The sequence below is a fragment of the Caballeronia sp. NK8 genome (assembly GCF_018408855.1).
Classification (GTDB): domain Bacteria; phylum Pseudomonadota; class Gammaproteobacteria; order Burkholderiales; family Burkholderiaceae; genus Caballeronia.
On record NZ_AP024322.1, the window covers coordinates 2,750,834 to 2,770,984 of the forward strand.

General features: G+C 64.4%; 26 protein-coding genes. 10 read left to right on the forward strand and 16 right to left on the reverse strand.

The features are described from left to right. Positions 1 to 206 precede the first annotated feature (206 nt). Entirely contained in the window at positions 207 to 1,448 is a 1,242-nt protein-coding gene (locus tag NK8_RS13145) for an MFS transporter (protein ID WP_213226582.1), read from the reverse strand. Positions 1,449 to 1,680: 232 nt separating this feature from the next. On the opposite strand from NK8_RS13145, the gene NK8_RS13150 reads away from it, so the two are divergent. After that, positions 1,681 to 2,367 carry an orotate phosphoribosyltransferase gene (locus NK8_RS13150; protein WP_008352701.1) on the forward strand — a complete coding sequence of 229 codons (687 nt, stop codon included), beginning with the start codon at positions 1,681 to 1,683 and terminating at the stop codon, positions 2,365 to 2,367. Positions 2,368 to 2,450: 83 nt separating this feature from the next. Here the strand turns inward: NK8_RS13150 and NK8_RS13155 are convergent, their stop codons facing one another. After that, entirely contained in the window at positions 2,451 to 3,164 is a 714-nt protein-coding gene (locus NK8_RS13155; protein WP_162066495.1) for a response regulator, read from the reverse strand. Between the two features lie 290 nt (positions 3,165 to 3,454). Between NK8_RS13155 and NK8_RS13160 the strand changes: the two genes are divergently transcribed. From NK8_RS13160 to argC, 3 genes are all read left to right on the forward strand, one after another. After that, complete coding sequence (locus NK8_RS13160; RefSeq protein ID WP_162066496.1) at positions 3,455 to 4,060, forward strand: YbhB/YbcL family Raf kinase inhibitor-like protein; 606 nt, start codon at positions 3,455 to 3,457, stop codon at positions 4,058 to 4,060. A 113-nt stretch (positions 4,061 to 4,173) separates the two neighbouring features. After that, positions 4,174 to 4,788 (forward strand): flavodoxin family protein, encoded by a 615-nt coding sequence (locus NK8_RS13165; protein WP_213226583.1) that lies wholly within the window; start codon positions 4,174 to 4,176, stop codon positions 4,786 to 4,788. A gap of 46 nt (positions 4,789 to 4,834) precedes the next feature. Next, positions 4,835 to 5,788 carry an N-acetyl-gamma-glutamyl-phosphate reductase gene (argC, locus tag NK8_RS13170; protein WP_213226584.1) on the forward strand — a complete coding sequence of 318 codons (954 nt, stop codon included), beginning with the start codon at positions 4,835 to 4,837 and terminating at the stop codon, positions 5,786 to 5,788. 232 nt (positions 5,789 to 6,020) lie between these two features. On the opposite strand, the gene NK8_RS13175 is transcribed toward argC, so the two are convergent. The 4 genes from NK8_RS13175 to NK8_RS13190 form a co-directional block, all read right to left on the reverse strand. Then, complete coding sequence (locus tag NK8_RS13175; protein ID WP_213226585.1) at positions 6,021 to 6,386, reverse strand: response regulator; 366 nt, start codon at positions 6,384 to 6,386, stop codon at positions 6,021 to 6,023. Between the two features lie 7 nt (positions 6,387 to 6,393). Continuing rightward, positions 6,394 to 6,834: a hypothetical protein gene (locus NK8_RS13180; protein WP_213226586.1), complete on the reverse strand. Its 441-nt coding sequence runs from the start codon at positions 6,832 to 6,834 to the stop codon at positions 6,394 to 6,396. Positions 6,835 to 6,996: 162 nt separating this feature from the next. Then, positions 6,997 to 7,626: a LysE family translocator gene (locus NK8_RS13185; protein WP_213226587.1), complete on the reverse strand. Its 630-nt coding sequence runs from the start codon at positions 7,624 to 7,626 to the stop codon at positions 6,997 to 6,999. A 95-nt stretch (positions 7,627 to 7,721) separates the two neighbouring features. Beyond that, on the reverse strand, positions 7,722 to 8,594 hold the full coding sequence (locus tag NK8_RS13190) for an NAD(P)-dependent oxidoreductase (RefSeq protein WP_162066502.1): 873 nt from the start codon (positions 8,592 to 8,594) through the stop codon (positions 7,722 to 7,724). Between the two features lie 114 nt (positions 8,595 to 8,708). Here NK8_RS13190 and NK8_RS13195 point away from each other — a divergent pair, with 114 nt between their 5' ends. After that, complete coding sequence (locus NK8_RS13195) at positions 8,709 to 9,464, forward strand: Mut7-C RNAse domain-containing protein (protein WP_213226588.1); 756 nt, start codon at positions 8,709 to 8,711, stop codon at positions 9,462 to 9,464. Between the two features lie 61 nt (positions 9,465 to 9,525). Then, entirely contained in the window at positions 9,526 to 9,795 is a 270-nt protein-coding gene (locus NK8_RS13200; RefSeq protein ID WP_213226589.1) for a hypothetical protein, read from the forward strand. A 23-nt stretch (positions 9,796 to 9,818) separates the two neighbouring features. Here the strand turns inward: NK8_RS13200 and NK8_RS13205 are convergent, their stop codons facing one another. The 7 genes from NK8_RS13205 to NK8_RS13235 form a co-directional block, all read right to left on the reverse strand. Further along, a complete protein-coding gene (locus NK8_RS13205) occupies positions 9,819 to 10,085 on the reverse strand; it encodes a Txe/YoeB family addiction module toxin (RefSeq protein WP_225936169.1) in 267 nt (88 codons plus the stop codon). Further along, positions 10,082 to 10,453: a hypothetical protein gene (locus NK8_RS13210; protein WP_213226590.1), complete on the reverse strand. Its 372-nt coding sequence runs from the start codon at positions 10,451 to 10,453 to the stop codon at positions 10,082 to 10,084. The genes NK8_RS13205 and NK8_RS13210 overlap by 4 nt, the downstream gene beginning before the upstream one ends. Before the next feature lie 102 nt (positions 10,454 to 10,555). Beyond that, entirely contained in the window at positions 10,556 to 10,867 is a 312-nt protein-coding gene (locus tag NK8_RS13215; RefSeq protein ID WP_213226591.1) for a cupin domain-containing protein, read from the reverse strand. 11 nt (positions 10,868 to 10,878) lie between these two features. Then, complete coding sequence (locus tag NK8_RS13220; protein WP_162066508.1) at positions 10,879 to 12,168, reverse strand: MFS transporter; 1,290 nt, start codon at positions 12,166 to 12,168, stop codon at positions 10,879 to 10,881. Between the two features lie 200 nt (positions 12,169 to 12,368). After that, positions 12,369 to 12,683 carry a high-potential iron-sulfur protein gene (locus NK8_RS13225; RefSeq protein WP_213226592.1) on the reverse strand — a complete coding sequence of 105 codons (315 nt, stop codon included), beginning with the start codon at positions 12,681 to 12,683 and terminating at the stop codon, positions 12,369 to 12,371. 133 nt (positions 12,684 to 12,816) lie between these two features. Continuing rightward, the gene (locus NK8_RS13230) at positions 12,817 to 13,917 is read right to left on the reverse strand and encodes an NAD(P)/FAD-dependent oxidoreductase (protein WP_213226593.1); all 1,101 of its coding nucleotides are present in this window, start codon (positions 13,915 to 13,917) and stop codon (positions 12,817 to 12,819) included. Between the two features lie 185 nt (positions 13,918 to 14,102). Next, on the reverse strand, positions 14,103 to 15,080 hold the full coding sequence (locus tag NK8_RS13235) for an AAA family ATPase (protein ID WP_213226594.1): 978 nt from the start codon (positions 15,078 to 15,080) through the stop codon (positions 14,103 to 14,105). A 368-nt stretch (positions 15,081 to 15,448) separates the two neighbouring features. Here NK8_RS13235 and NK8_RS13240 point away from each other — a divergent pair, with 368 nt between their 5' ends. Beyond that, positions 15,449 to 15,928: a hypothetical protein gene (locus NK8_RS13240; protein WP_225936257.1), complete on the forward strand. Its 480-nt coding sequence runs from the start codon at positions 15,449 to 15,451 to the stop codon at positions 15,926 to 15,928. Between the two features lie 50 nt (positions 15,929 to 15,978). Continuing rightward, positions 15,979 to 16,785 carry an endonuclease/exonuclease/phosphatase family protein gene (locus tag NK8_RS13245; RefSeq protein WP_213226596.1) on the forward strand — a complete coding sequence of 269 codons (807 nt, stop codon included), beginning with the start codon at positions 15,979 to 15,981 and terminating at the stop codon, positions 16,783 to 16,785. An 8-nt stretch (positions 16,786 to 16,793) separates the two neighbouring features. On the opposite strand, the gene NK8_RS13250 is transcribed toward NK8_RS13245, so the two are convergent. Then, entirely contained in the window at positions 16,794 to 17,195 is a 402-nt protein-coding gene (locus NK8_RS13250) for a response regulator (protein WP_213226597.1), read from the reverse strand. A gap of 161 nt (positions 17,196 to 17,356) precedes the next feature. Here NK8_RS13250 and NK8_RS13255 point away from each other — a divergent pair, with 161 nt between their 5' ends. After that, entirely contained in the window at positions 17,357 to 17,965 is a 609-nt protein-coding gene (locus NK8_RS13255) for an alpha-ketoglutarate-dependent dioxygenase AlkB (protein WP_213226598.1), read from the forward strand. On the opposite strand, the gene NK8_RS13260 is transcribed toward NK8_RS13255, so the two are convergent. Next, a complete protein-coding gene (locus NK8_RS13260; protein WP_213226599.1) occupies positions 17,962 to 18,360 on the reverse strand; it encodes a RidA family protein in 399 nt (132 codons plus the stop codon). The genes NK8_RS13255 and NK8_RS13260 overlap by 4 nt on opposite strands. A gap of 121 nt (positions 18,361 to 18,481) precedes the next feature. Between NK8_RS13260 and NK8_RS13265 the strand changes: the two genes are divergently transcribed. Continuing rightward, the gene (locus NK8_RS13265; protein ID WP_162066517.1) at positions 18,482 to 18,976 is read left to right on the forward strand and encodes an MgtC/SapB family protein; all 495 of its coding nucleotides are present in this window, start codon (positions 18,482 to 18,484) and stop codon (positions 18,974 to 18,976) included. Here the strand turns inward: NK8_RS13265 and NK8_RS13270 are convergent. Then, positions 18,946 to 20,145, reverse strand: a complete 1,200-nt coding sequence (locus NK8_RS13270) for a GGDEF domain-containing protein (protein WP_213226600.1) — start codon at positions 20,143 to 20,145, stop codon at positions 18,946 to 18,948. The genes NK8_RS13265 and NK8_RS13270 overlap by 31 nt on opposite strands. Between the last annotated feature and the right edge of the window lie 6 nt (positions 20,146 to 20,151).

Below are 20,151 nucleotides of genomic sequence, written 5' to 3' on the forward strand. Positions count from 1 at the left end.
TGCATGAATGCGGAAATGTGAATCTATGGACCAAGTTTCATATGCCCGGCGCGTCGGATAGACGCGGCGTGCCGCTCGCAAGGATGGAACGAGCGGACGGAGCCTTTGGTTTTTTGGGACAACCAGTGTACACCGCGCGCCTGCAATGACGCGATGCAACGTTTCAGCGTATCCGGGCCGGTTTCATCGGACAAACGCGGGCGATGTCACTCGAGTTCAGCGCCGCGCTTTTCGGGGATCAGAAAGAGCGTCGCGACGATATCGAGCAGATAGATCGAGGCGAGGAACGCGAGCGCGACCGCGAACGAATAGCGCGCCGCGAGTGCGCCGACCGCGACCGGCCCCAGCCCGCCGACCGCGCGCCCGATGTTGAACAACACGTTTTGCGCGGTTGCGCGCGCTTCGGTCGGATAGATTTCGGAGATCAGCGCGCCGTAGCCGCCGAGCATGCCGTTCACGAACACGCCCATCACCGCGCCGCCGATCAAGAGCGCCGACGGGCTCGTCAGATTCGAATAGACGAACACCATCGCGACCGCGCCGATCTGATACGCGAGAAACGCCGGCTTGCGCCCGAAGCGGTCCGCCGCGAGCCCGAACAGCCAGATGCCCAGCGCCATGCCGAGCACGGTGGCGGCGGTCCAGAGTCCGGACTTCGTGAGCGAGTAGCCGAAGGTCTTCGACAGATAGCTCGGCAGCCAGATCATCAGCCCGTAGTAGCCGAAGTTCTGCACCGAACACAGAATGATCACGCCGACGCTCGCGCGCGCGGTGCGGGCGTCGTCGAAAAGACGTTTGAGCGGCAGTTTGCGCGCGACGTCGGTTTTCGCGGCGGCGCGACGTTCGGTGAACAGCGTGGGTTCTTCCACGTGCCGCCGCACGAAAAACGAAACGACCGCCGGCAAGAGTCCGACCGCGAACATGCCGCGCCAGCCGATCACGGGCAGGAGCATCGGCGTGATGAGCGCGGCGGCGAGCACGCCCAGTTGCCAGCCGATCCCCACGTAAGACGACACACGCGCCCGCAGCCGCGCGGGCCACGCCTCGGCGACGAGCGCCATGCCGATGCCGAACTCCCCGCCCAGCCCGATCCCGGCGATGGTGCGATAGATCAGCAGGTCGCCGTAGCCCTGCGAGAGCGCGCACAAGCCGGTGAAAACGGCGAACACGAGAATCGTCCAGGTCAGCATTCGCACGCGGCCGAAGTAGTCGGACAGCATGCCGAACACGATGCCGCCCGCCACCGCACCGGCGAGCGTCCAGGTGACGAGCGCGCCGGATTGCGCGGGCGTGAGATGCAAGTCCGCAGCGATCGCGGGCAGCATGAAGCCGAGGATCAGCAGATCGAAGCCGTCCATCGCGTAGCCGAGCACGGACGCGAGGAGCGCGCGCAGCGCGTGGCGAGTGGGCGCGGCGGGGGAATCGTTGGTGGAGGAAACAGATGTCATCGAAGGAAGTCGGTACGCGCAGCGTCGCGAGTGTACGTGCGAGCGTCGCGCTTTCACAACCTGCAAACAATTCGCCCCGACCCGTTCGCTCGGGTAAAATGGCGGGCTACGCGCGCAGGAAACGTCTGAACGACCGTCGCAAGACGGCTCTTTTCGCGTCAGTTCCATGCGCCAAGGCCCTCGCGGCCGCCTCCCGCTTCTTCAAGCGCCACACAAGTCCAAGGATTCGCCCATGACAGGCTTCGATCGCCAGACGATCTCCGACACCACCGCCAAAATGCTGCTCGAAGTTCAGGCGGTGCACTTCAACGCGGAAAAACCGTACATCTTCACGTCCGGCTGGGCGAGCCCGGTGTATATCGACTGCCGCAAGCTGATTTCCTACCCGCGCGTGCGTCGCGGCCTGATGGAGATGGCCGAGGCAACGATCCTGCGCGACGTCGGCTACGAGCAGATCGACGCGGTCGCCGGTGGCGAGACCGCGGGCATCCCGTTCGCGGCGTGGATCGCCGACCGTCTGATGGTGCCGATGCAGTACGTCCGCAAGAAGCCGAAGGGTTTCGGCCGCAACGCGCAGATCGAAGGTTTGCTCACGGAAGGCCAGCGCGTGCTACTGGTCGAAGACCTGACCACGGACAGCCGCAGCAAGATCAATTTCATCAACGCGCTGCGCACCGCGGGCGCGACCGTGAATCACTGCTTCGTGCTGTTCCACTACAACATCTTCAAGGAAAGCGTGTCGGTGCTGAAAGACATCGACGTCGATCTGCACGCGCTCGCCACGTGGTGGGACGTGCTGCGCGTCGCGAAGGAGCAAGGCTACTTCGAGACGAAGACGCTCGATGAAGTCGAGAAATTCCTGCACGCGCCGGCCGAATGGTCGGCTGCCCACGGCGGCGCAACCGCTGCTCCGCAATAAGAATTTACATTCGCGAAGCAATATGAATAAAAGAGTCGCTGATTCGAATCAGCGGCTCTTTTTTATTCGGCAAGCAAAAACGGCTAAAGAGAATTCGGATTGGGCAATGAAGAATTGTCGAGCGAGCCGTCGCCGGAATAGGCAGAGAGATTCATTAAGCCGTTGCTTTGCGCATACTGAAACAATTCGGAATCGCGCTCGATGCCGAGTTTTCGCATCGCGGTGTTCTTTTGCGTGCTGATCGTCTTGATACTGCGCCGCAATTGCCCCGCGATTTCCGTGATCGTCATGCCCGAGACAAAAAGGCGTACGACCTCGAGTTCGCGCTTGGACAGGATCACGCTGCGCTGCTGCCCGTTCGAGCCGAGCCCCATGCTGTCGAGCGCGCTCTTCACGGACGGGCCCAGATACTCCTGACCGCGCATCACGTGCTGGATCGCCCAGCCTATATGGTTCATGTCGTCGGCCTTGTTGATGATCGACATCACGCCGACTTCACGCAAACGTTTGAGCAAGGCCGGATTTTCGAGCATCGTCAGCACGACGAGCTTGACCCGCGGAAACTGGCGGCCAATGTAGCCGAGCAAGGGCATGCCGTCGCCGTATGAGCCGCCGGGCATGGCGAGATCGGTGACGAGGACGTCGCAAGGTGTCTTCTGCAGCAACTGGACGAGTTCGGTCGACTGGCGCGCCTGCCCGATGACGTCGACTTCCGGAAACTTGTTGAGCGCCTGTGTCGCGCCGAACAGGATCACGGGGTGGTCATCCGCGATGATGACTTTTATTCGCTGGCTCATTTACTTCTCCTGTATTTCGGTCCATTTGCTGCCGCGCGAATCTGCGTCGAATTACTCATTTCTACGTTCAATAGAATCAGAAGTCATCGCCGTCAAGGCGCTGCGCACTACGTCGAAACCGACGGGCGCGCAAGGCGCCATCGGTTAAGTCTCAAGGATTCAAGGCTTTTATGCTTTGTTGCAATGTTAAACTGCAAGCTGGTACGAAGCGCATCACTGAGACAAAAAACATCGTTGCAGCCAGCGAAACGCTGCTATAACGCGCGACGATACTGACAGGAGTTCAGCACATGCGCCTCACCGGCCGACGCGTGAGTTCGAGTCGCCATGTCGCAGCAGTACTCTTCACCGCCTGTGCGGTCGCCGGTTTCTCGAATTCGCACGAGGTCGCAGCGGATCCCGCCTTCAGCGTGTCGAGCACGGATCTCGCGCCGGGCAAGCCTGTCGGACGCGATCTGCTTTTCGATCAGTCCGAGTGCAAGGGCGGCAACCGCTCGCCGCAGATTTCCTGGCGCGGCGCCCCCGCGAATACCCGCAGCTTCGCCGTGACGGTCTTCGACCCGGATGCGCCCGGACGCGGCTGGTGGCATTGGGCGGTCGCCGGGATTCCCGTTGGCACCGATCGTCTGCCGAACAACGCGAGCGCCTCGGGCGTGCTGCGCAAGATGGGCGCGATCGAGGCGCGCAACGACTGGGACACGGACGGCTACGGCGGCCCGTGCCCGCCGCCCGGCAAGCCGCATCGCTACATCGTGACCGTCTACGCACTCGACAGCACCGATCTGCGCCTGCGCCAGGGCACGCCGGCACTGATGTTCGAGCACGAAATCCGCACGATGACGATCGCCAGCGCGCAACTGACTTTCACCTATGCGCGCCCGGATGTTCCCCGCTAGAAGCGTGCGCTCGCGCCGGTCCGTCAGAATTTGTCTTTGCTAGACTCGGCCGGGCCGTCTGCGAGGAACGCCTCGGGCGCTCACCGCGGCAAGGGGAAAGACTCAGGGACACCATGCCGAACATCATCATCGTTTATCACAGCGGCTACGGCCACACGAAGAAGGTCGCGGAAGCCGTGCTCGGCGGCGCGACCGACGCCGGTGCGAACGTCAGGCTGATCGCCGTTTCCGAACTCGACGAGGCCGGCTGGGCCGAGCTGGACGCCGCCGACGCCATCGTATTCGGCGCGCCGACGTACATGGGCGGACCGTCCGCCGACTTCAAGAAATTCGCCGACGCGAGCTCGAAGCCGTGGTTCGCGCAGAAGTGGAAAGACAAGATCGCGGCCGGATTCACCAATTCGGCGCATATGAACGGCGACAAATTCCTGACCATCTCCTATTTCGTCACGCTGGCGATGCAGCACGGCATGATCTGGGTCGGCACGGGCATGATGCCGTCGAACACGAAGGCGGCCACCCGCAACGACCTGAACTTCGTCGGTGGCTTCACCGGCCTGCTGACGCAGTCGCCGGCCGACGCCTCGCCGGACGAAGCCCCGCCGCCCGGCGATCTCGAAACGGCGAAGGTCTTCGGCGCGCGCATCGCCGAGGTGACGGCGCGCTGGATCGGCAGCCAGGCGCGTCTCGAAAGCGACGGACATCCCCCCGCCTCGGAATCGCCTTAAACTATCGTTTTTGCGGCGAGCGCCCGCACGAACCAGCGAGATCGAGATGACCACGAAAGTATTTGTCGACGGACAGGAAGGCACCACCGGCCTGAAGATTTTCGAATATCTGTCGCAGCGCCGTGACATCGAAGTGTTGCGGATCGAGGAAGCGAAGCGCAAGGACGTCGAGGAGCGCCGCAGCCTGATCAACGCGTCGGACGTGACCTTTCTGTGCCTGCCGGATGTCGCGTCGCGCGAATCGGTTTCGCTCGTCGACCCGGGCAACACGCGCACCGTGATGATCGACGCCAGCACGGCGTTCCGCACGCAGGACGACTGGGCTTACGGGCTTCCCGAATTGTCGCGCGCGCAGCGCGAGCGTCTGCGCGCGTCGAAGCGCATCGCGGTGCCGGGCTGCCACGCGTCGGCGTTCGTGCTGTCGGTGCAGCCGCTCGTCGCGGGCGGCCTCGTTCCCGCCGATTTCGACGCCCACGCGTATTCGATCACCGGCTACAGCGGCGGCGGCAAGAAAATGATCGCGGAGTACGAAGCGGGCGGCAACGACAGGCTCATGAGCCCGCGCCCGTACGCGCTCGCCCTGACGCACAAGCATCTGCCGGAAATGTCGGTACGCACGGGACTGAAGCGCGCGCCGGTCTTTACGCCGATCGTCGGCCCGTTCCTGAAAGGCCTCGCGGTCACGACGTATTTCTCGCCGGACCAGCTCGCGCGCAAAGCCAAGCCGCAGGACGTGCGCGACATGCTGGCGGAGTACTACAACAACGAGCCGTTCGTGCGCGTGATGCCGTTCGACGCCGACAGCAACCTCGACGCCGGCTTCTTCGACGTACAGGCGTGCAATGAAACGAATCGCGTCGATATTTTCGTGTTTGGCAACGATGAGCGTTTCGTGACGGTCGCGCGTCTGGACAATCTCGGCAAGGGCGCATCGGGCGCGGCGATCCAGTGCATGAACTTGGCGATCGGCGCGGACGAGGAGGCGGGTCTGGCCCGCTGATTACGCTGCATCCGGGATAACGAAAGCCGATTCGCTTCACCGCGAATCGGCTTTTTTGCGTCTGGCGACGCGGCGCAACATCGAAACGTAAGGACGAAAAAAAGCCCGCCAATGCTGGCGGGCTGAATCCATATCAGTGGAGACATGGAGGAGACGGGAGTAAATATACCAATAATATTGGTGCATCGCAACATCACCTGTTGCGGCGGGGTGACGCAGAGCGCCGAAAAAATCAGGGCTGCATCATCGACAGGATGAAGTGGAGCTGATCGCCGGAAATCGGCTTGACGAGGTGGACGTCGAAACCGGCGTCCTGCGTCATCTCCCGATGCTGCGGCTGGCCCCAGCCCGTGAGCGCCACGAGCATCATCGCGTGGCCGTTCGGCAGCCGGCGCAAGGCGCGCCCCGCCGCGAGGCCGTCCAGGAGCGGCATGCCGAGATCGAGAATCACGACTTCCGGATCGAACTGCGCGGCGACTTCGACCGCTTGCGCGCCGTTCGCCGCGAGCGCCACTTCGTGGCCCATGCCGTTCAGCAGGTTCGCGAGGCCCGCGATTGCATCGTCGTCGTCATCGGCTATGAGGATGCGCTTGCTCACGATGGCCTCACCGGGAACCGAATATTTCGAGGGTCAATTTGTTCGAGCCCGCTTGCGCCGCCGTGATCTCGGTGCGCGCGCCGCGCGCGCCGAGATAGAAATGCTGGCGCGCGGGGGCGTTCTGGTCGTGCGTCGCGTCCGGCAGGCACGACGCGATGTCCGCCGCGACGCCCTGCAACGCTTCGGCGCTGGAACCGCCGTGCGGCGTCCAGGTGCAGCGATAGTTCGTCTGCGATGCGGCGCATTTCGCGTCATCGCCGTAGGGCCGCGCGAGCGCGCGTCCGTCGGATGCGGAAAGCGACGAGAAATTCGGCGCCGCGGCCACGATGCGTTTGAGCGCATCGCAGGGACTCGGGGTATCGTCGGCGCGCGCGGGCGTCGTCGCCAGTACGCCGAAACAAAGCGGCAGGAGCGCTGCCAGAGCGGCGCGTCGGCCAGTCGGTTGCATGAGGCGCCTCCTTTTCAGCTTTTTTTCTGATTTTGCTGCGAACCGGGACAAGCGCTACGAGCGCGACTATGCACCTGCCGGTCGCGCCTGTATGTTCGAAAGCGAATGAAGCATTGTGGACGCACGCAAGTTATGCGCCCGTTCATGCAGACGTTTGCGCGTTCAGTGGCGCACGAGCGCCATCATCGCGCCGAAGCCGACGAACACGCCACCCGTCAGCCGGTTGAACGCCTGCGCGACGCTCGCGCTCTTCAGCTTGTCGCCAATGCGCGCGCCCAGGCCCGCGTACACCGCGTACCAGCTCACTTCGATGACGGCGAACGTCGATACCAGCACGGCGAATTGCGGCAGCACCGGCCTGCTTGCGTCGATGAATTGCGGCAGCAGCGCCGCCGCGAAGAGAATCGCCTTCGGATTGCTGCTCGCCACCAGAAAGCCATTGCGAAAGAGCGTGAAGCGTCGGGAAGCGTGTGCGATGCCGCTGTCATCGCGGACCTCGACCGCGCTCGCCTTCGCGCGCCAGCTCCTCACGCCGAGCCAGACGAGATAGGCCGCGCCGAGCAGACGCAGCGTGTCGAACAGACGCGGCCACGCTTCGAGAAACACGCCCAATCCCGCCGCCGATACCGACAGCATGAGGACGAGCGCCGCGAGGCAGCCGGCCATGGTGGCCGTCGAACGTCTGAGGCCGTGACGCGCGCCGTGCGTCATCACGAGCAGCATGTTGGGACCGGGGATCGCGGAAACGACGAAAACAGTGGCGACGAACAGCCACCAGAGATGCAGGCTCATTGCGGCGTGGCGGGAAGAAAGCGGGACTCGCATTATGCCGCCTGCCCGCGTCGAACCGGGCGAAACGCCGCCTTCGCCACACCGCGCGAATGGAATCAGCGGCCCGCGCGCCGCGCCGCCACCTGACCCAGCACGGCGAAGTCCTTTTCGCCGTCGCCGTGGGCGAGCGCATCGACGAGATTGTCGCGCACGACGCTCGCGACCGGCAGCGGCACGTTCACGGCATCGCCCGCGGCGATCGCGAGGCGCACATCCTTCAGCCCGAGGCGCGCCTTGAAGAGCGCGGGCTCGTAGCGGCGCTCGGCGATCATCTTGCCGTAGCCCTGATACACCGGCCCCGGAAAAAGCGAGTTCGTGATGACGTCGAGCAAGGTCTTCGCCTCGATGCCGTGGCCGCTCACGAGCGCTGCCGCTTCGCCGAAGCTTTCGATCGCCGATGCCAGCATGAAATTCGCCGCGAGCTTGAGCACGTTCGCGTGCTGCGGCTCGCTGCCGACGCGCCAGGTTTTCTGGCCGAGCGCGTCGAGTACCGGCTGCACGCGGTCGATGGCGTCGCTCGCGCCCGCCGCGAGGATGTTGAGCTTGCCCGCCGCTGCGACATCCGGCCGCCCGAGCACCGGCGCGGCGACATACGCGACGCCGTGCTGCGCATGCAACTCGGCCAGTTCGACGGCGAGCGCCGCCGAAATCGTCGCCATATTGACGTGCACGAGGCCCTTCGGCGCGTGCTTGAGCAAACCGCCGTCGACCAGCACCGAGCGCAGCGCGTGGTCGTCGGCGAGCATCGAGAACGCTGCGTCGCCGGCGAAGGCCTGCTCGGGCGTATCGACCACCGACGCGCCCTGGTCCGCGAGCGCGCGCGTCTTGTCGCGCGAGCGGTTCCAGACGCGCACCGTGTGCCCCGCCTTCAACGCGTTGCTTGCCATCGCGCCGCCCATTTCGCCCAGTCCGATGAATCCGATATCCATGCTCATACTCCTTTGCCTTGTCCGCTTGCCGCGCCGCGAGGGCCGCGCGACCCGAGCGCCAGTAGAGCACATCGATGCGAAGCGCGCAGCAGCGCGCAATGCGATACTGCCTGCATGGTCAAGGCGCGCTTTCACTTCCATCGCGAACTGAATGATTTCCTCGCTCGATCCCTGCGCGGGCACACGTTCGCGTGCGCGTGCGCGAAGTCCTCGTCGACCAAGCACATGATCGAGGCGCTCGGCGTGCCGCATACCGAAGTCGAACTGATCGTGCGCAACGGCATGCCTACCGGCTTCGACACGCTGATCGAGGCGGACGACCTCATCGAGGTGTATCCCGCGCGTCACGCGCCCGAGGGCAAAGCCAACGGCGCGCGGCTGCTGCGTCCGCCGCTCGACGCCGCCGGTCTGAGCTTCATCGCCGATGCCCATCTCGGCGGTCTCGCGCAATTGCTGCGGCTCGCGGGCTTCGACACCCGCTATGACAACAACTTCCCCGACGACGAAATCGAGCAGCTTGCACGCGACGAAGCGCGCATCGTGCTGACGCGCGATCGCGAGTTGCTCAAGCGCCGCGCCGTGCTGCACGGATGCTACGTGCGTACGCTGCAGCCCGACGACCAGTTTCGCGAGGTTTCGGAGCGCTTCGACCTGGCGCCGCATGTTCGCGCGTTCCGCCTCTGCCTGATGTGCAATGCGCCTCTGCGTCCGGCCGGACCTGGCGATATCGATGGCCGCGTGCCCGAAGGCGTGCGCGAGCGGCACGCGCGCTTCGTCACCTGCGACGTGTGCCATCGCGTGTTCTGGGAAGGCTCGCACTGGCGGCGCATGCGCGAGCGCATCGACGCGCTCGCGGAAGCCGGCCGCTAGGGCGGTCGTCGCGTTCCGTACAATACGGCCCCTGACATCGAAACTTGCCCTGGAGCATCGCGTGAACAAATTTCAACTGGAACAGACCAAGGCCTTCAAACTGGCCAACGACCTGAAGCAAGGCGGCCGCGCGCGCGCGGGCGGCGCGGATGCGCAAAAGACCGATCGCCGCGAGCAGCGCAAGCTCGACCAGGCGAAGGGCCTCGTGCCGTTCGCCTGCAAGCTCGATGAAAAGCTGGTGAAACAGTTGAAGGAACGCGCCGAGGGGCACGAGGGCGGGATTACGGAAGTGCTGGCGGAGTTGCTGGTTAAGGCGGGTCTGGAGCGGTAGGTTCTGCGCGTCCGTCCGGGGCGTTAGTGGTCGCCGTAGTGGCCGCGGCAACTGACGACGACGAGTTGCTCGTCCGTGACCATATACACGAAGCGATGCTTCTCGTCGATGCGCCGCGACCAGGCCTTCCTGCCCTTGAGCGCTTCCGGCTTGCCCGTTCCCTTGAACGGGCTGCGGCGACACTCGTTGATCAGGGCTGTCAGTCTCTCGAAAGTCTTCGAATTCATCGCGCGCCAGGAATGGTAGTCACACCAGCCCGGCGTTGAAAACCGGATGTCGCGCGCCATCATGCGACCTGCTTCGCCTTCTTCGCAAACAGGCTGCCGAACATCCTGGAAAATGACCATCGCGGCGCTCGTGCGCTGCCGTTAAAGCGCCGCTTGCGCCGCGCTCGCGAAGCTTCTTCGTCTTCCAGATCTTCCGGCGAAAGGAGCATGTCTTCCGTGATTCCTTGCGCCTTCAGTCGCTCGAACGCTTCATCGATCTTGCGCTGGCACAGCTCGCGCTCGACCTCCTCGAGACGCGCTTCCACATGCCCGAGCGTTTCTTTTGAAACCACGAGAAGTTCATCCGAGTCCAGCAGAGGCATTGCTCCCGCTTCGCTCAACCTTCCCGCCTCCCGCGCCTCTTCATACTCACGCTCGATTAATTCAACCATCCTAACCATTTCTCACCCTCGTTCACACACAACGATGGGCACATTATCAGGGACGACGCGGCAGCCGCACCACCTGTCCGAATGGTTTAGGAAGAATCGCCCTCACACGCTCCCTTCCTTCTCAATCACCAGAATGCGCGCCTCGCCGACCGGTTCGGCGAAATGCTCGTCGCCGGCTTGCGCATGGAAGATATCGCCGGCACGCAGCGTCAGCGTGCGCTCGCCGTCCGCCCCGCGCACGTGCATCCGCACTTCGCCCTGCATCACGGCGAACACCTCTTCGCCGTCGTTCACATGCCACTTGTAGGGCTTGTCGGTCCAGTGCAGACGGCACGACGTGCCGTTCATCACGCAGATATCGAGCGCGCCCCATGCGCGCTCCGCCGTGAACTTGCTGCTTTCGATCACTTTCATTTGAACGCCTGCTAACGGATGAAATCGCGTGCTTCGTCGACGTCTGCGTGGCGCGTCGCCGGAATGCACGCCACCGCGATCAGCGAAAGCACGAGCCCGCCCATCACATAGAAGGTCGGCGCGAGTTGCGATTCCGTGACGCGGATGAGCCACGTGACGATGAACTGTCCGAAGCCGCCGAAAATCATCACCGCGATGTTGTACGCGAGAGACAGCCCCGTCGAGCGCACGTGCGCCGGAAAGAGCTCGGCGATGAGCGCGCCGAACGGCCCATAGTAGCCCGAGAGCGCGATCGACAGCAGCGCCTGCACGATCACGAGCCGCATCACGCTCGGCTCGGCCGCGAGCCACGCGAAGAGTGGATAGATGATGACGAGCGTGATCGCCAGCGACCACAGCGACAGCCCCTTGCGCCCGATCCGATCCGACCACGCGCCCGCGACCGGCGAGAGCACCATCAACAGCAGATTGCCGACGATCAGCGCCGTGAACGACTGCCCGAATGGCAGCTTCAGTTGCTTGACGGCAAATGTCGGCAGATAGGCGATCAGCACGTACACGCTCACCGTCAACGCGATCACCGCACCGAGCCCGCACAGCACTTCGCGGCTATGCGTGCTGAACACTTCGCCGAGCGTCGCGCGGCGCGCGGTCTTCTTCGCGTGCAGGAACGCTTCGGTGTCGGCCATGTTGCGGCGGATATACAGACCGACCGGCCCGATCACGAGCCCGAGAATGAACGGCACGCGCCAGCCCCAGGAATCGAGCGCTTCGGGCGACAGACCGCGCGAGATCGCCGCGCCGACGATCGCGCCGAGCAACAGCGACGCCGCCTGGCTCGCCATCTGAAAACTGCCGTAGAAGCCGCGCTTCGAGAAAGGCGCCGCTTCGATCAGGAGCGCCGTGGAACTGCCGAACTCGCCGCCCGCGGAAAAGCCCTGCAACAGTCGCGCGAACACGATGACGAGCGGCGCGCCGATGCCGATCGCCGAGTACGGCGGGGCGATCGCCAGCAGAAAAATGCCGAGCGTCATCAAACCGATGACAAGCGTCAGCGCCGCCTTGCGCCCCGCGCGATCAGCATAGAGACCGAGCACGATGCCGCCGACCGGCCGCATCACGAACGCGACGCCGAAGGTCGCGGTGGTCAGAAGAATCGACGAATAGTCGCTGTCGGTCGGGAAGAACAGGCGCGCGATGACGACCGTCATGAAACCGAACACGGTGAAGTCGTACCACTCCAGCGCGTTGCCGATGACCGCCGCCGTCACGGCGCGCGCGTTCAATCGTCTTCCTGGCATGCGATCCCCTGTGTGTGCATCGATCGGCGTGGGCGTGTCCGCGTTTCGTTCGCGTCGTTCTAAAGATGCGCACGCGCGGCTCTTTTTGCCTTGGCGAGTGTAAAGACGGTTTTTCTCCCGATCAAGCTAAAAGCGAACAAACAAAAACGCGCCGGGCCTTTCGGCCGGGCGCGCCTGCGCGTTGACGCTCTTCGGACGGCTTATGCCTTCTTCACATACGCGCTGCACCAGCCCTTCGAAGCGACCTGTTTGCCGGCGAACATCGGACACGGCGCGTAGGCGTCGGTCGGCTTGCCCTGATAGAACTGACAGTTGCCGCAATCCTGACCAGCGGCGTATTTCGCGAACTTGGCCTTGTCGACCTTGCTCGCGTCTTCCTTGTAGCCGAGCGCCTGCGCGGTGGGATCGCTTTCGGGGACTTTCGGCGCATCGGCGAATGCTGCTTTCGAGCCGAGCGCGAACGTCGAGGCGACGCCCACGCTGGTGATTAGAAACGTGCGACGTGATGTCTTCATGGTGACTCGCTCCATGTTGTATTGGGGGATAAGCGCCGTTCTTCGCGACGGCGATTCCCGAGCATAACAACCTGGAAGCGAGTCGACGACGTCAAATCCTGGAGATAAGAGACGGTCGAAAGTCGCATGTAAGTCAGCGCGCCATGTCGGCGACGCGCTCCGCGATCGCAAGCGACGCCGTCAGTCCTGGCGACTCGATGCCGTACAGATTCACCAGCCCCGGCACGCCGTGCGCCGACTTGCCCTGAATCATGAAGTCCGCCGCCGCCTGGCCCGGGCCGGACAGCTTGGGCCGGATGCCCGCATACGCGGGCTGCAACGCGTCGTCGGGGAGGCCTGGCCAGTACGCGCGGATCGCCGCGTAGAACGATTCGGCGCGGCGCAGATCGACGTCGTAGTTGAGCGCCTGCACCCATTCGACGTCCGGCCCGAACTTCGCCTGGCCGCCGAGATCGATCGTCAGATGCACGCCGAGGCCGGCTTCATTCGGCATCGGATAGATGAGCCGTTCGAACGGCGCGCGTCCGCTCACGCTGAAGTAATTGCCCTTCGCGAAGTAGAGCGGCGGCACGTGGCGATCGTCGAGGCCGCGAATATTGCGCGCGATCGCGTTCGCCCACAGTCCCGCGCTGTTAATCAGATACGACGCCCGAAAGCGCGTGGGCGACTCGCCGCCCGTCTCGACGATGAAGCAGCCCTCGCGCGCGTCGATCGACGCGACGGGCGTATGGAACACGATGTTCGCGCCGCGGTTCTCCGCTTCGCCCTGCAGCGCGAGCATGTACTGATGACTGTCGACGATGCCCGTCAGCGGCGACCACACCGCCTCGACGCATTGCAGTTGCGGCTCCATCTCGGCCGCCTGCGCGCCGCTGATGCGCGTGAGCCCCTTGACGCGGTTCTCGATGCCCTTCTGCTCCAGCGCTGCCAGTTGCGGCACCTGATTGCGCGCCGTGGCGACGAGCAGTTTGCCGCATTGCCGGTGCGGCACGCCGTGCGCCTGACAGAACTCGTAGAGCATGTCGCGCCCGCGCACGCACAGCTCTGCCTTCAGCGATCCGCGCGGATAGTAGATGCCCGCGTGAATCACCTCGCTGTTGCGCGAGCTCGTGCCGATGCCGATGCCCTCGCCCGATTCCAGCACGATGACTTCGCGCCCGCGCATCGCCAGCGCCCGGGCGATCGCCAGCCCGACCGCGCCCGCTCCGATTACCACGCACTCGATCCGATCCATGTTTTCTTCCGCCGCAGATTTATCCCAACTATTTTACGTTCGGGACTATTGCGCGATACACAACAAACGCACATGGATTGCATCGTTTTCCGGTGCAATTCAGAAAAAGGCAAGAATCTGGCCGCCAGATGTCAAAAATGACAGGTTTTGGCGGCCTTTTTCGCAATTCCGCAAATTACGCCTTTTCAGAACCCGATAGCTTTCCTGCGCGAATTCCGGTCGAGCTGGATATCGCGCGCCTCGATGTGGTGCCGGCTGTCGATACGTGCGTTGCCGAACGCATTCAGTACCGCACGCCGCATGCCGCGCGGCGACGCCTGCGTGAGCGCGTCGAGCGGCGCATCGCCGAGCGTTTCGGGAAAGCGCGCGCCCCATGTGTGAGCATTGCGGATTTCGGCGTAAATCGACTGCGCGATGCGCCGCGCGCCGTCGCGATCGGGCGCCGGAATCTCGTAGACGTTCATGCGGTTCAAAAGCGGCTCGGGGATCGCGCGCGCGTCGTTGGCCGTGGCGATCCACACCACGTTGCCTGCGTTGATCGGCACCTCGGCGAATTCGTCGATGAAAGTCTGCGCCGTGTCGTGCTCCAGCAGCGCGTAGAGCGCGCCGAGCGGATCGTACTGCGCGTCGCCAGTAGCCTTGTCGATTTCATCGACGGTGATGACGGGGTTCGCGTAGCTGCCGTTCACGAGCGCGTCGAAGACCTTGCCTGGCTTCGCGTTGCGCCATTGCGACGACGCCCCCGACAGAATCCAGCCCGCCGTGAGCGAGCTCATCGCGACGTAATGGCAGGATGTGCCGAGCAGCCGCGCGAGCTGTTTCGCGAAGTGCGTCTTGCCGATGCCCGGCTCGCCGAGCAGCAACATGGGCATGAGTTCGAGGCGGTCGTCGGTTTCGAGACACAGCGCGATCTGCTTGCGGATATCGGCAAGCGGTTCCTCGAAGTTGGGGAGGTCGGCGGCTAGATCGTCGATCGACGGCATGCGGTTGGGCTTCACGCAAAAGCGCAGATTGCCCACCTTGAGCATCTTTTCGTAGGTGGCGCGCAAGGCGTCGCTTGCGCCTTCGGTGAGGTCGTTGAGCGCGGCTTCCACGTCGTCGAGACTGTAGACCTTGCTGAACGATGCCACCGCGAGTTCCTGTTTGACCACGGCTGTCGTCATGTCACACCCCGTCATTTTTTATGGTCGACGAGTCCAGTGTATCGACGCCAAAACCCCACGCAAGCGAGCAGTCGCACGCGTGTGCTGCTAATTGGGATGCCCCTTTTCGCCGATAAAGCCGCGATCGGCGCGGCCTAGTATCATCGTCGGGATCGAAACGGCGAGCGGGTTCGATATCTGCTCCGTCTGCAATCATGTATTTCGACGGGCGCGCTGAACCGGCTTCGCGCCGCCGTGTCACACCGAAGTCGCCGAGGAACGCCGATCCCGTGGCCGCCGCCGGGCGTGCCGCCATCCGAACAGTTCGCGCGCAGGAGTTGCTTTCAATGCGAAAAACGATACCCACTGCCTTTCTGAATGCCGCGCTCATGATGAGCGCCTGTCTTGCCGCGTTCGCCGCGCACGCGCAAACCACGCCGCCGCAGCCGGTGAACTGGGAATTGCAGGTTGTGCGCGACGGGCAACAGATCGACTCATTCTCCGGCACGACCAACGTCGGACAGGCACGCACGGACACGCATCACAACAAAATGCAGAACCGCGTCGGCTGCGCGGATCAACCCGCGGGCGACATCGACTTGCAACGCACCGTCACCATTTCGCCGACCCACGCGAGCGCCGACGACATCACGATCGCCATCGACGCGCAGGAAACCCTGCAGGACGACAGCACGCGCGTGTCGCAGTCCGGCTGCAAGCTGCCGCCGGTGCCGCGTCAGGTGAGCGGTTCGCATCCGGGGCTCGTGATCAAGCCGGGCGAATGGGCGCAATGGCAGATCATCGACAGCAACCCGTCGCTCGCCTATCGGGTGCGCGCGAGCCTGGGCGCAGCGACGGCGGCGCAATGATAACCGCGGTGACATAGACTCAAAAAGCCGCCGCTCAAGACAAAGAACGCATGCGAAACCCAGAACATCTTCCGCCGGGCCCATCCGCTCACACGGCCACGCCGGATTTCACGGCGGTCAGCTGGAACCTGCACAAGGGTCGCTCGCCGCTCGGCTTGCGCGCCTGGAACGCGATGCAGCGGTGGGTTCAGACCACCAACGCGGACGTCTATTTCCTTCAGGAAGCGATGGCGCGGCGCATGCCGCAGCCGGTGCTCGCCAGCGGCTTCGGCAAGCCGCTGAACGCACCGCTCGACGATGTCTGGCATTGCCAGGCCACCGAGATCGCCACTGCGCTCGAGTTGCAGATCGCGCTCGGGCCGAACGTCTTCAAACCGTCGTGGCGGCACGGCAACGCGATTCTTTCGCCGCATCCGCTCGATCTCTCCGGGCGCTGGGACATCTCGGCGCATCGGTTCGAAAAGCGTGGCTTGCTGGTCGCGCGCGCCACCTTCGCCGGTCAGTCGGTCACGCTGCTGTGCGCGCATCTCGCGCTGACGCGTCAGGCGCGTCTGCGTCAGATGAACTGGATCGCGCACTGGATCGCGAAGGAAGCGCCCGAGGGCCCGCTCGTGCTGGCGGGCGACTTCAATGACTGGCGCAACGATTCCGTGCCGCTATTCGCCGAACTCGGCATGAACGAAGTCGCGACGATGTTGGGCGCTTCGGGCCGCACGTTTCCGGCGTTCTCGCCCGCGCTCGCGCTCGACAAGATGTTCGTGCGCGGCCTGAAACCGGTGGAATGGCTCGTGCCGACGCAGGACACCGCGTGGCTGTCCGATCACCTGCCGTACATGGCGCGGCTGCGGGTGGAATGACGAAGCGCTTACGCTCGCGGCTTCGCGAGCAGCACTTCCAGACAGGCGACGTCGACGGGCTTGGTCAGATGATGATCGAAGCCCGCATCGAGCGCGCTGCGGCGATCGGCGTCACTGCCCCAGCCGGTCAGCGCGAGCAGCAGCGCGTGCTGCGTGGCTTCGCGCTTTCTCATTTCGCGCGCCACGTCGAAGCCGCTCATGCCCGGCAAACCGATATCGAGCACGACCACATCGGGTTTGAAATCATCGATCGATGCGAGCGCGCGCGGCCCGTCGTGCTCGCTGCGCACGACGTGACCGAGCGCTTCGAGCAGCATCGACAGGGCGAACGCCGCATCGGCGCTGTCGTCGACGAGCAGAATGCGGCGGCCTTGCGCCGCGCCGCCGCTTGCTTCGGCGGTAGTGTTCATGCGAATCCCCGTGCATCGTCGCCGCGCGGCGACTTTATTGAGATGATGCGGGAAATGTAGCACAGCGGGTCTGCGCGTCTGAAATGAGGCCGCAAGCACGCTGCGCCGCGGCTCTGCTATCGTGAATGCTTCATTTGCCGCGCCGTTCCCGCATCGCCGCCATGTTCGATCTATTCGACGACATTCCCAAACCCGACATCGTCTGGCATCCGGACTGGATCGATGCCGACGAAGCCTCCGACCTGATGGGCGCGCTGATCGCGGAAGTCGGCTGGCAGCAGGACACGATGACCACGCCCGGCGGCCGCGTGCCGTTGCCGCGCCTGACGGCATGGCAGGGCGAACCGGATGCGGTCTATGTGTATTCGGGCATCCGCAACGTGCCGCAGCCGTGGACGCCGGCCGTCGCGCAACTGCGAGAGCGCGCCGAAGCCGCCTGCGGCGCGCGCTTCAACAGCGTGCTGCTGAACCGCTATCGCAGCGGCCTCGACAGCATGGGCTGGCACGCCGACAAGGAACGCGAACTCGGCCCGGAACCGGTGATCGCATCGGTGAGTCTCGGCGCAACGCGCACCTTCGAGTTCCGCCACGCGCGCACGCACACGACGCACACGCTCGCGCTGACGCACGGCAGCCTGCTCGTGATGCGCGGGCGCACGCAGCTCGAATGGGTGCATCGCGTGCCGAAAGAGCCGGGCGCGCGCGGCGAGCGCATCAATCTCACGTTCCGCAGTGTCGATGCGTCGAAGCGCGTAAACAAGCGCGCTTAGGGACGCTTCGCGACGAAATCGATCTCCACGAGCGCATCGCGCGCGAGTCCCGTCACGCCGATGCACGTGCGCGCCGGCAGCGGCTTCGGCAGAAAGTACGAGCGATACACTGCGTTCATCGCGTCGTAATCGCGCTTGAACTCGGTGAGGAAGATGCGCGCGCTGACCACGTTGTCGAGCGTGAGGCCGACGCCGTTCAGCACGAGAATCAGGTTGTCCATCACTCGCCGGGTCTGCGCCGCGACGCCTTCGGGCAGCGGTGCGCCGTCGTCGACGGGATCGGTCGGCATCTGGCCCGTCAGGAACACCCAGCCGTCGGCCTCGGCCGCGTGCGAGAACGGTCCGACAGGCGTCGGCGCGGCATCGACCATCGTGAATTTGGGCAGTTGGCTCACTTCGTCTCCTTTTAATATGCGTATGGATCGCAGAGAACCGGAACGTTAGCGCGCCAAAATTGCGCGTGTGCTGGCGCCCCGTGCGAAGATGATGCGGCTTACGGTTCCCTTCTCACGCGCGATGCTTCCTTACCCTCTTCTCGCCGACGCCGTCCTGCGCATGCTGACCGCGATGCTGATCGGCTGCATCATCGGCATCGACCGCGATCTGCATGGCAAGCCGACCGGCATGAAGACGCTCGGGCTCGTGTCGCTCGGCGCGTGCATCGCGACGATGTGCGCGCAAGGCTTCTCGATGACGCTCTCCGCCGATGCCGACGTATCCCGCGCCGTGCAGGGCATCGTGACGGGCGTCGGCTTTCTCGGCGCAGGCGTGATCCTGCAGAATCCGCGCGAAAACCGCGTGCGTGGGCTTACCACGGCGGCGTCGATCTGGGTGACGGCGGCTGTCGGCATCGTGTGTGGGCTGGGCGTCTGGAGCGTTGCGTTCATCGCGATGCTCATGATGATCGCGCTCATGGTCATCGGGCGCGTGGTCGAGAAGCGTTTGCTGCGGCGCTGGATGAACAAGCCGGAGGACGAGCGTCAGAAGTATGGCGATATCGAAGAGGCTTGAACGAGTTCCTCCGCGCCAGACGCCTTCACACGATTACGGCCCGCGACCTTCGCGGCATACAGCAGGCTATCGGCCCGCGCCATCAACGAGGCGAGCGGCTCGCGCCCGTCCCACCTCGCGATACCCGCGCTGAAGGTGTAATTCAGCACGCCGCCGGGCACGGCGCACGGCGTCGCTTCGACGGTCCTGCGCAGCCGCTCGACGAGCGCGGTGACATCCTCGCTGCGGTCCGCCGTGCAGAACAGACAGAACTCCTCGCCGCCGATGCGGCCGAACGCATCGCCATCGCGGATGCGCGCCCGCACGATGGCCGCGAAGTGGCGCAGCACGTCGTCGCCCGCCGCGTGACCGTAGCGGTCGTTCACGCTCTTGAAATGATCGACGTCGACCACCGCCACATATTCGCGCCGGCCGGTATTTCCGGCGCGCGCGAGCCGCTCAACCGCCGCAGCCAGAAACGCCTTTCGCGACAACGCGCCCGTGAGATCGTCGAAGCGCGCGAGCCGTTCGAGCCGCTGCGCCAGCCGGTCGTGCGCCATCATCACGAGCCCGATGCACAACGACGGCAGCACGAGAATTCCCAGCGCGAGAAACGTGATCTGCATCGGCCCGGGTTGCAGCAGCGCCGCCTGCGCGGGCGGCTGCACAGCGTAGATCGCGCCGCGGATCGTATGGCCGAGCGTGCCGAGCGCCGCCGCGCCGGCGACGAACAGATAGTTGTAGCGCGGCCGCTCCTTCGGACGCCCGAGCAGCACGCGGCCGGCAATCGCGAGATCGCAGGCGGCATGAAACGCCGACACGATCACCACGCGCACGTGCACATCGGGCACGACGTAGGTGAAGTACACGATGCCCGCCATCACGGCGAGCCACATGATCCAGCCCGCCCAGCGTTGCGCGGGTCGCAGATGCACATCGAAGAATTCGTTGCAGCCTTCGTAGATCAGCAGAACGGTCGCGGCCAGCAACTGATTCGCGACCACGACGCCGAGCCACGCGGGCGCCACGTTCTGCATGGCGAACAGCACGAGCGACACGATGGCCAGCACGTTCGCCCAGAGCCAGCGCGGCACGCCGTCGATCTCGTGTGAGAGCAGCGAGATCAGCACCAGTATCGAGAGAATGCTCGATAGCGCGGTGACGACGAGAATGCTGACGGGGCTGAACATCGCTGA